This is a genomic window from Pseudomonas salomonii (assembly GCF_900107155.1).
Taxonomy (GTDB): Bacteria; Pseudomonadota; Gammaproteobacteria; order Pseudomonadales; family Pseudomonadaceae; genus Aquipseudomonas; species Aquipseudomonas salomonii.
Genome location: NZ_FNOX01000006.1, coordinates 334,630 through 346,534 on the forward strand (window position 1 = coordinate 334,630; position 11,905 = coordinate 346,534).

Sequence of the window (11,905 nt, forward strand, 5' to 3'; positions counted from 1 at the left end):
GGGCGTTACGGCAGGGCGTAGGCGATGACGTAGTCGCCACGGTCAGTGGACTGACGCGCACCGCCGGCGGTGATGACGATGTATTGCTTGCCGGTTTTGGGCGACACATAGGTCATCGGGCCGCCCTGGCTGCCTACTGGCAGGCGGGCTTTCCAGACTTCATCGCCGTTGCCGCTGTTGAAGGCGCGCAGGTAGAAGTCCTGGGTGCCGGCGATAAAGATCAGCCCGCCCTGGGTCGACAAGGTGCCGCCCAGCGTCGGCAGGCCGACCTTGATCGGCAGGTGCATGCGGATGCCCAGCGGGCCGGTGTCCTCAACAGTGCCGACCGGCACTTGCCAGGCGATCTGTTGGGTCTTCATGTCGATGGCGGTCAGGGTGCCGAACGGCGGCGCCTGGCACGGAATGCCGGCCACCGACAGGAAGCGGTTTTTGTTCACTGCATACGGCGTGCCCTTGAGCGGCACGGCGCCCATGCCGGTGTTCAGCGCTTCGCCACCGGAGGCGGCCAGGGCCTTGTTCTGTGACGGCACCATCTGGATCCACAGGCCCAGGCGCATGTCATTGACGAAGATGAAACCGTGCACCGGGTCGGTGGAGATACTGCCCCAGTTCATGCCGCCCAAAGAGCCCGGGAAGCTCAGCGACTTGTCGGTGCCTGGCGCGGTGTACAGGCCTTCGTAGCGCATGCCCTTGAAGTCGATACGGCACAGCAATTGGTCAAATGGTGTGGCGCCCCACATGTCCGATTCGGTCAGCGTCTGCGCACCGATCTGCGGCATGCCCACCGATTTCGGCTGGGTCAGCGAGTAAGGCTCGTTGGGGATGTTGGCGGCCTTGACCGGTACTTCCTTCACGTCGGTCAGCGGCTCGCCGGTGGCGCGGTCGAGCACATAGATCTGCCCGGCCTTGGTGCCGATCACCACCGCCGGTACGGCCTTGTCGCTGCCCGGCGGGGTGAAGTCGATCAGGCTCGGCTGCATCGGCAGGTCGAAGTCCCACAGGTCATTGTGGACGGTCTGGTACACCCACTTTTCTGCGCCGGTGGAGGCGTCCAGCGCCAGCACCGAAGCGCCGTATTTGTGGTTCAGTTGGGTCCGTTCAACGCCGTAGATGTCGGTGGACGAGCTGCCCATCGGCAGGAAGACCGTGTTCATCAGCGGGTCATAAGACATCGGTGCCCAGCTGTTCGGCGTGCTGCGCACGTAGGTGCTGCCGGCTGCCGGGGCTTGCTTGTCTTCCGGGTTGCCCGGGTCGAAGGCCCAGCGCATCTGGCCGCTGATCACGTCGAAGCCGCGGATCACACCGCCGGGCATATCGGTTTGCACGTTATCCGCCACGCGGCCGCCAACCACCACGGTGGTGCCGGCGATCAAGGGTGCCGAGGACAGTTGGTAGTAGCTGTCGGGTACATTGCCCAGGCCGGCTTTGAGGTCCACCTGGCCGTGGGTACCGAAGTCTTCGCAGAACTTGCCGGTGTCGGCATCCACCGCGATCAGGCGCGCATCAATGGTGTTGGTCAGCAAGCGGCGCTGGCATTGCGCGCCGGCTGGTACGCTGGCAGCAATGATCGGCGAGCTGTTTGGCTGGGTGGGCTGGGCAATCGGCGCAGTGGCATCGAAATACGCCATGCCACGGCAACGCTGCCAGACCGCCGATTTGGCGTTGACTTCGTTCTTCCACAGCTCTTTGCCGGTGTCGGCATCCAGGGCAATCAGATTGTTGTGCGGCGTGCAGATAAACACCTTGTTGCCGATCTGCAGGGGCGTCAGTTGGTCTTCGGCGCCGTTGCCGTCGCTGATGGCCACGTCGCCGGTGTGGTAGGTCCACGCCACTTTGAGCTTATTGACGGTGTCGCGGTTGATCTGGTCCAGCGCCGCAAAACGGCTGCCACCTTCGGTGTTGCCGTAATGCGCCCAATCTTTCTGCGCATCGGCAGCGGCCACTGGCGTGATGCCTGGGCCTTTGCCGGTAGGCGCAACGCTTGGGTGCGCCACGAACATATTGCCCGCCGCCACCGCCACGCCGACTGCCAGCACGGCGGCAACGCCATAGGCGCCGCGCGCCGGTCGGCCGACCAGCAGCGGATACACCAGCGCCACCACCAGGCCGATCACCGCAAACATGAACAGCCGCGAGAACAACGGCCAGTACACCAGGCCCACATCCGCAATCGCCCATACGGCCGTGCCGACCAGGAACGCGGCGAACAGCCAGGCACCCGCAGGCTTGCGCCGTGCGATCAACAAGCCGGAAACGGCCATGGCCACGCCACCGACCAGGAAGTACCAGGAACCGCCCAGGCTGACCAGCTTGGCGCCGCCCACAGCCAGCGCTACGCCGAGCAGGGCGATAACCACGCCCAGGCCCAGCAGGAGAAATCTAGAGGCGCCAGCGGCGCGCGATGCTCTTTTCATGTCGACAGGACTCGAAGGTGAGAGGGCAAAGACGCGATTTTAGCAATATAAGTAACCAGTTAGTACATTATGCGGCGTAATAGTCTTTTACAAATGCGGGCACAACAGCAAAACCCGGTTCGCAGGGGCATCGATGCGAACACAGATGTCCCCAGCGTCAAAAATCGAGTGGTTGAAGCAAAAGCCAGATCAAGTGCAAAGCCAAAGCCTGTCTACCTGATGCAATGCGCTCCCACAGAAATCCCATTCCACATTGGCTTTAGCGTAGAGCGCCAGCGACAAAGCTCAATTTGACTATGACTCCACGTGTGCCAGAAACCCCTCCACACACGCCATGCACGCCTCACGCTCCTCAACATGGGGCATATGGCTCGACTGCTCAAAAATCTGCCAGCGCACGTCGCGGATGCCATCGGCAAACGGCTGCACCGTGGCGGGTGTGGCTTCATCAAAACGGCCGGAGATCAACAACGTCGGCACCTGGATGCGTGGCAGGTGCTCGATGATGCTCCAGTGGCGCAGGCTGCCGATCACATGGAATTCGGTGGGCCCATTCATGGTGTGATACACGGTCGGGTCGTCTTCGATGGCGGCATTGGTGCGCAGCACTTCGGCGGGTTCCGGCTGGAGGCGGCAGACGTGGCGGGCGTAATACACCTGCGAGGCCGCGTGATACTCGGCGCTGTCGGTGGTGCCGGCCGCCTCATGGCGCAGCAGGGTAGCCTGCACCTCGGCCGGCAGTGCCTGACGCAGCTCATTCGCGGCGGCGCGCCACAGGTCCATGGAGGCCGGCGAATTGGCGATGATCAATGCCTTTAAACCGGCGGGCTGGCGCACCGCGTGTTCAGCACCGAGCATGCCGCCCCAGGACTGGCCCAGCAGCGCGTACTCGCTGACGTGCAAATGCTCGATCAGGTTGTTCAACTCGGCCAGGAACAGCTCCACGTTCCAGAAGTCAGCGGGTGCGTCGCGCAGATGGGTGGAGCGGCCATTACCGAGTTGGTCATAGTGCACCACCGCGCGCCCCGTATCGGCCAGGTCCTTGAAGCTGTCGACGTAGTCATGGGTGCAGCCGGGGCCGCCGTGGGCGATGATCAAGGGCAGGCGCCCGGACTTCAAGTCGCCGGTGACCCGGAACCATGTCCGGTAGCCACGGAAATCGGCATAACCTTCGTGAACCTGCATGCGGTGTACCTCCTTGGATAGATGCGCTACAGGCTAGTCAAAACCGCGCGTCAGGGGCACTGGTAAAAATGATAGGTTCTTGAATTAAAAGCACCTTGAGCTTAAGCCAGCGCATCACGCTGCATCGACTGCAGGTTCTTCTCGATGGTTTCGCAGATGGTTTCCATCTGGATCTGGTGTTCGCTGGAATGAAACGGGCTTTGCAGGTCGGTGCCGATGCGTTCGATCGCCAGCAGCATAAAGCCCACCACGGTCGAGGCCAACGGCGTGAACCAGCCCAGGGATTCCACCAGGCCCACCGGCACGATCAGGCAGAACAGCGAGATAAACAGCCGCGGGAAATACACGTAAGGGTAGGGCAGTGGCGTATTGGCGATACGCTCCATGCCGCCTTGGGCGTTGGACAGGTCCACCAGTGTCGACTCCAGCCGCGCCAGGCGAATACTGTCCAGGTGCCCGGCCTTGTATTCGCGGGCCAACAACGTCGCTGAACCGGTGAGGATGTCATTGGCAAAGTTGTTGGTGGCGCCATTGCGCGCAAACTCTTCGGCGGGGATAAACGCACGCACTTCATCCGGGCACGGCCGGCCCTTGAGGTGCGCCGCCAGGCAGTTCACATAAGCCACATGGCGGCGCAACAGGGTGGCCTTGACCGGGTTTACCTCGCCCTCGGGGTCATCCAGCAGTGTCAGCACCTGGCGGGCGAAACTGCGCGAGTTATTCACCATCGCGCCCCACAACGTGCGTGCTTCCCACCAGCGGTTATAGGCGCTGCTGTTACGAAAGCTGATCAACACCACCAGCGCCGAACCCAGCAGGGTCAGCGGCATCAGCGGCAAGTTGATCTTGGTGGTCAGGAACAACATGAAATCGACCGTGACGGCCACATCCCACAACAACAGCCAGAACAAGGCCCAACCCACATAGCCCATGGTTTTGATAATCAGGCGGTACTTTTTGATGATGGCGGCTTTCAAACGAGGACCTCACAGCGAGCGATGGGCAATAAACACCCTAGCTCGGACGCCCGCAGGCGGTGAAGGTTCGCGGTCATATTTCTGACGCCATTTATTGGCGCTGCTTCACCTGCAATCTTTGCACTGCTATTTCAAGCAAGTGCAACGCTTGCGCGTTAGCAAATAGCCCAGGAAGTGCAGTTGGAACAACTTTGGTAATGATGCTGTGCCGCACGGCAATCACTGTACATTGGCCTCAAAGGCAAAGCGCCATCAAGGACCGTTTTACGACGTGATTTGTTTTGGGACCTGACTACGTGAACTTCGTAGTCTAGATCAGTGGGATGAAGTTGGTTGATCAGGGCTCTTTCATGCACGTCAGTTCGTTAAAGTTGGATATTGGTAATACTGCACAAGCGCTTGAACGTCATGAGGACTTTGAATCTTGTATTCGGGCGCATTATCAGGTGCTTCTAGGCCCTTACTCGAAACGCCCGTTTTTCTACAAAAGTGCAATGAAATACAGCCGTTTGATGGTCTCTTTTGCACTTTTCAGCGAGTACTTTTCCAAACCGACAGCCTTGCTTTGCGAGGTGAAAGCCTTCTGTGTGGCGCGCGGGTATTGCTCAAGAAACAGCCTGGAATCGATCTTCCTGCTGTTTCGGGCGCTGGGCTTCATGGAGGTCGACGCGCACCCGGAGGACAGCCGTTTCAGGGTGTATGCGCCCTCGGACGAAGCCTGTCGGGAAGTGCGGCTGATGCTGACGTCAATTACCGACTCGCTGGCGTTGATGTGCCCTGAAAAAGACCTGTTTCGCACAATGCGCGAGATGGATGACCGCCGTTTTCTGGCCCTTTACTTCAAAGGCTTCGCGCAGATCCTGGCCGACGAAATGACCGTTGATGTGTTGCTGCCCGACTGTTATTGGCTGGTGAAGAAAGATGCAGGGCATTTGTTGATGCTGGCGATTTATAACGATGCCTTTTCACCGGAAAACGAGCGCATGACCTTCAAGTCGTCATCTTATCTTGCGCTCGCCCAGCAGCTGTCGGTATCGAAAACCCATATTATTCGAATGGTCCGCGAGGGCGTCGAGAAGGGCTATTTCAAAGTGCATGCAAAAAAACAGCTGGAAGTGCTGCCGGCTTTTGTTCGCCTGGTAAGACGGTTTATGGCGTTTTCATTTGCGGTGGGCCTGCACGCGGTTGAAAGAGGGGAAAGGGATGCCTGCTAACTTGAAGTTAAGGCCACGGATGCGTCGGTTACTGTCGCCAGCGGTCACTCAGGCCGAGTTAATCGGGATTATTGCCTGGCTCGGGGTGTTGTTGATTCATCCGGATATGCAGCTGGATGTATATTTGGTGGCGATCAGCCTGTGCCTGTTGGCGGTGTGTCGACTGCACCACATGACTCCGCACTTTTACCTGTGGCGTGCGCTCGGGGTTGTATACGTGGTGCTGCTGTCCGTGGGGTTTGCCTATGTCATCAGCGCGCATGGGGAGTTGCGCCTGTTTGGCTTGCCGCTGGCGGTTATCCTGGTGATCAGCAGCGCCATCCTGTTTATCAGTGTGCAGGATTACCTGGCCTGCGCCACGTTGGTCTGGTTGATTTTATGGCCGTGCATCCAGGCGGACATTTACGGCGATGCCCAGGTCTATCTGTATATTTTTTGCGTCGCGTCGGTGGCCATCGGCTTTATTCTGAGTTTTTCCTATTTGAAGAACTTGCGCTCGGTGTTGCTGGTAGAAAGCGAGTTTCGCGAGCTGGCAGAGACGGACTACCTGACCTCCATTCTCAACCGGCGCGCCTTCATGCAGGGCTTTGACGCGCTGATCGCCAGTGGCCAGAGCGGCTATTTCATGATGTTGGATATCGACAGTTTCAAACTCAAGAATGACCGGTATGGCCACGATGTGGGCGACAGCATTCTTTGCGCCATGGCCACCTGCCTGAAAACCGCCAAGGGCAGCCACAGTTTCGGCAGGATCGGCGGCGAAGAGTTCGGTGTGCTGTTGTTGGGCGACGACCCGGCTGTCGCCAGTCAGTTCGCACGGGATTTGTTGCAGGCGATCCGACGCAGTGTAGCGGCGCCGCACAACTACACGTGCAGCGCGGGAATGGCGCGTTTTTCGGCGGGGGACGAGATGTCGGCGGTGCTTAAGGACGCTGATCGCAACCTGTATGGCGCCAAGCAAAATGGCAAGGATCGGGCCTATCTGGAGGGCAGGCCGATTAACCCGCACGGGTGTGCAGTCGCCCAATGAGTGCTCAGCGTGGCCGGTTCCTCGAACTGACCCTCTGAGCGTAGACGATCAATTTACAGCGGCGTGAGCACGTTCATCACCGTGTCCAGCGCCACCCGCGTGTCATCCAGTTGCACCAGCGAGGCGTGCCGGGCGCCGAGGGCGTCACGGTTCTGGATGGCGGTGAGGATCGCTTTGTGGCGGGGCAGGCTCAGGCCCTGGATGTCGGGGCGGCGGTTGGTGATGTTGATCGATTCGCGCAGCGGCAACGACAGCATGTTGCACATGTAGGCGAGCAAATCGTTGCGGGTCGCATCGGCGATGGCACGGTGGAAGTCCAGGTCGGCCTGCAGCAGGTCGTCGTGGGTCTTGGCGGTTTCCATGCCCAGGTAAGCGTGTTCGATGGTGGCGATGTCTTCAGCTGTGGCCGTGGTCGCGGCCATGGCGGCGATTTCCGGTTCGAGGATGCGTCGCACGCCGGCCAGGGTGTTGAAAAATTCGCTGTGGGGCGTGGACTGCATCAGCCAGGACAGCACATCCGGGTCAAGCAAATGCCATTTCACCCGTGGACGCACCACCGCGCCCACCCGTGGCTTGGAATACACCAGGCCCTTGGCACTGAGTACGCGGGTCGCCTCACGCAACACCGAGCGGCTGACCTGGTATTCCTCGCACAGCGTGGCTTCCATGGGCAGGCGTTCTTCGGGCTTGAAGCGCCCGGAAACGATGTGCATGCCCAAGTCCTGAACGATCTGGGCATGCTGGCTCTTGCGCGGCTTGGGCGGCTGGTGATCCATAACGACGGGGAGGCTCTGGCTTAGGTTCGCGGCATCATAGCATCCCAATTAGTGGGAATGCCGGGGGACTTCAGCGCCACGGCAGCCCACCAGGAAGTCGAAGTCGCAGCCTTGATCGGCCTGCAGCACGTGATCGATATACAGCTGGCGGTAGCCGCCGACGATCAGGTTTTGCGGTGGCGCCAGGTCAGCCATGCGCGCCGCCAGTTCGGCGTCGGGGATATCCAGGTGCAACCGGCCGTTGGCGCAGTCGAGCTCGATCCAGTCACCTTCCTGCACCGTGGCCAGCGGCCCACCGGCGGCGGCTTCCGGCGCCACGTGCAGCACCACCGTGCCGTAGGCGGTGCCGCTCATGCGTGCATCGGAAATGCGCACCATGTCGGTCACGCCCTGGGCCAGCAGCTTGGCGGGCAGGCCCATGTTGCCGACTTCGGCCATGCCCGGGTAACCCTTGGGCCCACAGTTTTTCATGACCAGAATCGAGTTGGCATCCACGTCCAGCGCCGGGTCATTGATGCGTGCCTTGTACATGTCGAAGTTCTCGAACACCACCGCGCGGCCACGGTGCTGCATCAACTCGGGGCTGGCGGCGGACGGCTTGAGCACAGCGCCGAGCGGCGCCAGGTTGCCGCGCAATACGCAAATACCGCCGTCGGCACGGATCGGGTTGTCGAGGGTACGGATCACTTCGTCCTGGCCATAGATCGGCGAGTCCTGGGTATTTTCGCCCAACGACTTGCCATTCACCGTCAGGGCATTCGGGTGCGGGATCAGGTTGGCTTCGCCCAGACGGCGCAGCACAGCCGGCAGGCCGCCGGCGTAGTAGAACTCTTCCATCAGGAAACGCCCCGACGGCTGCAGGTCGACGATGGTCGGCACACCACGGCCCATGCGGGTCCAATCGTCCAGGTCAAGCTCGACACCAATACGCCCGGCGATGGCTTTAAGGTGGATCACCGCGTTGGTCGAACCGCCGATGGCCGCATTCACCCGGATCGCGTTTTCGAACGCCTCCTTGGTAAGGATTTTCGACAGTTTCAAATCTTCACGCACCATCTCGACCGCGCGCATGCCGGACATATGCGCCAGCACATAGCGCCGCGCATCCACCGCCGGAATCGCTGCGTTGTGGGGCAGGGAAGTGCCGAGTGCTTCGGCCATGCAGGCCATGGTCGATGCAGTGCCCATGGTGTTGCAGGTGCCCGCCGAGCGCGACATGCCGCCTTCGGCTGCAAGGAAATCGTCAAGGGTGATGGTGCCGGCCTTGACCTGTTCGCTCAGTTGCCACACCACCGTGCCCGAGCCGATGTCCTGGCCCTTGTGCTTGCCGTTGAGCATCGGCCCGCCGGTGACCACGATGGCCGGCACGTCACAACTGGCCGCGCCCATCAGCAGCGCCGGGGTGGTTTTGTCGCAGCCGGTGAGCAGCACCACACCGTCGATGGGGTTGCCGCGAATGGCTTCCTCGACATCCATGCTCGCCAGGTTGCGGGTGAGCATGGCGGTGGGGCGCAGGTTGGATTCGCCATTGGAGAACACCGGGAATTCCACCGGGAAACCACCGGCTTCGATCACACCGCGTTTGACGTGCTCGGCGATCTGGCGGAAGTGCGCGTTGCACGGGGTCAGTTCCGACCAGGTGTTGCAGATGCCGATGATCGGTTTGCCATGGAACTGATGGTCGGCAATGCCCTGGTTCTTCATCCAGCTGCGGTACATGAAACCGTTCTTGTCGGCGGTACCAAACCACTGGGCGGAGCGGAGGGCGGGCTTTTTATCAGGCATGATCGACTCTCTTATTGTATGACTATATGTTCTATATGCGCTTAAACATAAGCGCAAAATCGCAGCTTTGGAAGTGTTGTTTTGCAAATAGTCATACTATATAGTCCTGCTTAATTGAGGTGTGACCCTGGCGGATGTTCGCGAGAGGCAGCCCCCGAGCTTCTATAAAAACAACAATCGGAGATCGACCCCATGAGCCAGGAATTGCGGCTTGTTCGGCGTATCACGCTGAAACTGATTCCCTTCCTGATCCTGCTGTACCTGATCGCCTACGTGGACCGCTCGGCGGTTGGGTTTGCCAAGCTGCACATGGGCGCCGACGTCGGCATCGGCGACGCTGCCTATGGCTTGGGGGCGGGGTTGTTCTTTATTGGCTACTTCCTGTTTGAAATCCCCAGCAACCTGATGCTCGACCGCTTCGGCGCGCGGCGCTGGTTTGCACGGATCATGCTCACCTGGGGCGCCATCACCATTGGCATGGCCTTCGTGCAGGGGCCGCACAGCTTTTATGTGATGCGCTTTTTGCTCGGCGCGGCCGAAGCCGGGTTCTTTCCGGGCGTGCTGTACTACATCACCCAGTGGTTCCCGGTGCGCCATCGCGGCAAGATCCTGGGGCTGTTCATTCTCTCCCAGCCGATTGCCATGATGATCACCGGGCCCGTGTCCGGCGGCCTGCTGGGCATGGACGGCATCCTCGGGCTGCACGGCTGGCAATGGCTGTTTATCGTGATCGGCACACCGGCGTTGTTGCTGACCTGGCCGGTGCTGCGCTTTCTGCCGGACGGCCCCAGGCAGGTCAACTGGATGAGCGAAGACGAGAAAACCTGGCTGACCGCTGAGCTGGCCAAAGACCTGCAAGCCTACGGTCAGACCCGCCACGGCAACCCGCTGCATGCCCTCAAGGACAAGCGCGTGTTGCTGCTGGCGCTGTTCTACCTGCCGGTGACCTTGAGCATCTATGGCCTGGGCCTGTGGTTGCCGACCCTGATCAAACAGTTCGGCGGCACTGACCTGGTGACCGGTTTTATCTCGGCCGTGCCCTACATTTTCGGCATCATCGGGCTGCTGATCATCCCGCGCAGTTCCGACCGCTTGAACGATCGGTATGGCCACCTTGCCGTGCTCTATGTGCTCGGCGCCATCGGCTTGTTTTGCAGTGCCTGGCTGAGCGTGCCGGTGCTGCAAATGGCGGCGCTGTGCCTGGCGGCGTTTGCCTTGTTTTCCTGCACGGCGGTGTTCTGGACCTTGCCGGGGCGGTTTTTTGCCGGTGCCAGTGCGGCGGCGGGCATTGCCTTGATTAACTCGGTGGGCAACCTGGGCGGCTATATCGGCCCGTTCGTGATCGGCGCGCTCAAGGAATACACCGGCAACCTGGCTTCGGGCCTGTATTTTTTGGCCGGCGTCATGGTGTTCGGGCTGTTCTTGACCGCTGTGGTGTACCGCGTGCTGGAACGCAAGCATGTGCTGCCCGCCGACCAGTTTGCCGCCAGCGCCCGAGGCGCCACACGTACTTAATCCTGGAGAAGTTTGATGCGTTTAGTTCAGTTCGAATTGCGTAACGGTGAGCGTCGTGTCGGCGTGGTGCAAGGCAACACACTGCGCGAAGTGCACACCGCACGCAGCGTGCGCGAATTGGCGCTGGCCGCCATCGATGCCGGTGTGGGCCTGGCGCAACAGGTCGACAGCCTGGGGCTGGGCGACAGTCATGACTACGCTGCGCTGTTGGCGGACCTCAAAGTCCTGCCGCCGCTGGACCATCCGGACCCTGCGCACATGCTGATCAGCGGCACTGGCCTGACGCACCTGGGCAGCGCCTCGGCCCGCGATAAAATGCATCAGGCCGGTGACGACAGCGCCTTGACCGACACCATGCGTATTTTCAAATGGGGCGTGGAGGGCGGCAAGCCAGCGGCCGGCCAAGCCGGCGTGCAACCGGAATGGTTCTATAAGGGCGATGGCCGTATTGTCGTGCGCCCAGGCCAGGCATTCCCGGTGCCGGCCTTTGCCGAAGACGCCGGTGAAGAGCCGGAAATCGGCGGGCTGTACGTGATCGGCCGAGACAGCAAACCCTATCGCCTGGGTTATGCGGTGGGCAACGAGTTCTCCGACCACATCATGGAACGCAAGAATTACCTGTACCTGGCCCATTCCAAGTTGCGCAGTTGCAGCTATGGCCCGGAGTTGCGCGTGGGTGAGTTGCCCCAGCACCTGGCCGGCACCAGCCGCATTCTTCGAGACGGCCAGGAGCTATGGGCAAGCGAATTTCTCAGTGGCGAGGCGAACATGTGCCACAGCCTGGAAAACCTCGAGTATCACCATTTCAAATACAGCCAGTTCCTGACCCCGGGCGACGTGCACATTCATTTCTTCGGCACCGCCACCCTGTCATTCGCCGACGGTATACGTACCCAGCCGGGGGATGTGTTCGAGATCAGCCAGGCCGAGTTCGGCGCACCGCTGGTCAATCGGGTCGGCAGCGCCGAAGCGGCGTTCGAACCTGGCACTGTCATCAGCCTTTAAGGAG

The 11,905-nt window shown here is 60.7% G+C and carries 9 protein-coding genes; 4 read left to right on the forward strand and 5 right to left on the reverse strand.

The annotated features are described in order from the left end of the window. Positions 1–5: 5 nt before the first annotated feature. From BLV67_RS16040 to BLV67_RS16050, 3 genes are all read right to left on the reverse strand, one after another. Positions 6–2,414, reverse strand: coding sequence for a glucose/quinate/shikimate family membrane-bound PQQ-dependent dehydrogenase (locus tag BLV67_RS16040; RefSeq protein ID WP_069787249.1), 2,409 nt, complete (start codon positions 2,412–2,414; stop codon positions 6–8). 294 nt (positions 2,415–2,708) lie between these two features. After that, positions 2,709–3,599, reverse strand: a complete 891-nt coding sequence (locus BLV67_RS16045) for a proline iminopeptidase-family hydrolase (RefSeq protein ID WP_069787248.1) — start codon at positions 3,597–3,599, stop codon at positions 2,709–2,711. Positions 3,600–3,700: 101 nt separating this feature from the next. After that, positions 3,701–4,576: a bestrophin family protein gene (locus tag BLV67_RS16050; RefSeq protein WP_017136525.1), complete on the reverse strand. Its 876-nt coding sequence runs from the start codon at positions 4,574–4,576 to the stop codon at positions 3,701–3,703. A 323-nt stretch (positions 4,577–4,899) separates the two neighbouring features. Here BLV67_RS16050 and BLV67_RS16055 point away from each other — a divergent pair, with 323 nt between their 5' ends. Next, complete coding sequence (locus BLV67_RS16055) at positions 4,900–5,790, forward strand: hypothetical protein (protein ID WP_065932154.1); 891 nt, start codon at positions 4,900–4,902, stop codon at positions 5,788–5,790. After that, positions 5,780–6,820, forward strand: coding sequence for a GGDEF domain-containing protein (locus tag BLV67_RS16060; RefSeq protein ID WP_065932153.1), 1,041 nt, complete (start codon positions 5,780–5,782; stop codon positions 6,818–6,820). The genes BLV67_RS16055 and BLV67_RS16060 overlap by 11 nt, the downstream gene beginning before the upstream one ends. A 53-nt stretch (positions 6,821–6,873) precedes the next feature. Here the strand turns inward: BLV67_RS16060 and BLV67_RS16065 are convergent, their stop codons facing one another. Both BLV67_RS16065 and BLV67_RS16070 read right to left on the reverse strand, forming a co-directional pair. Then, positions 6,874–7,596 (reverse strand): FadR/GntR family transcriptional regulator, encoded by a 723-nt coding sequence (locus BLV67_RS16065; protein ID WP_065932152.1) that lies wholly within the window; start codon positions 7,594–7,596, stop codon positions 6,874–6,876. A gap of 48 nt (positions 7,597–7,644) precedes the next feature. Beyond that, positions 7,645–9,381, reverse strand: coding sequence for an IlvD/Edd family dehydratase (locus BLV67_RS16070; protein WP_065932151.1), 1,737 nt, complete (start codon positions 9,379–9,381; stop codon positions 7,645–7,647). Positions 9,382–9,573: 192 nt separating this feature from the next. Here BLV67_RS16070 and BLV67_RS16075 point away from each other — a divergent pair, with 192 nt between their 5' ends. Both BLV67_RS16075 and araD1 read left to right on the forward strand, forming a co-directional pair. Next, complete coding sequence (locus tag BLV67_RS16075; protein ID WP_065932150.1) at positions 9,574–10,896, forward strand: MFS transporter; 1,323 nt, start codon at positions 9,574–9,576, stop codon at positions 10,894–10,896. A 15-nt stretch (positions 10,897–10,911) separates the two neighbouring features. Continuing rightward, positions 10,912–11,901, forward strand: coding sequence for an AraD1 family protein (araD1, locus tag BLV67_RS16080; RefSeq protein WP_065932149.1), 990 nt, complete (start codon positions 10,912–10,914; stop codon positions 11,899–11,901). Positions 11,902–11,905 lie beyond the last annotated feature (4 nt).

Excerpts from the sequence above, each read along its gene's own strand:
- BLV67_RS16040 (WP_069787249.1), bottom strand. The coding sequence starts at position 2,414 with ATGAAAAGAGCATCGCGCGCCGCTGGCGCCTCTAGATTTCTCCTGCTG.
- BLV67_RS16045 (WP_069787248.1), bottom strand. The coding sequence starts at position 3,599 with ATGCAGGTTCACGAAGGTTATGCCGATTTCCGTGGCTACCGGACATGG.
- BLV67_RS16055 (WP_065932154.1), top strand. The coding sequence starts at position 4,900 with ATGAAGTTGGTTGATCAGGGCTCTTTCATGCACGTCAGTTCGTTAAAG.
- BLV67_RS16060 (WP_065932153.1), top strand. The coding sequence starts at position 5,780 with ATGCCTGCTAACTTGAAGTTAAGGCCACGGATGCGTCGGTTACTGTCG.
- BLV67_RS16065 (WP_065932152.1), bottom strand. The coding sequence starts at position 7,596 with ATGGATCACCAGCCGCCCAAGCCGCGCAAGAGCCAGCATGCCCAGATC.
- BLV67_RS16070 (WP_065932151.1), bottom strand. The coding sequence starts at position 9,381 with ATGCCTGATAAAAAGCCCGCCCTCCGCTCCGCCCAGTGGTTTGGTACC.
- BLV67_RS16075 (WP_065932150.1), top strand. The coding sequence starts at position 9,574 with ATGAGCCAGGAATTGCGGCTTGTTCGGCGTATCACGCTGAAACTGATT.
- araD1 (WP_065932149.1), top strand. The coding sequence starts at position 10,912 with ATGCGTTTAGTTCAGTTCGAATTGCGTAACGGTGAGCGTCGTGTCGGC.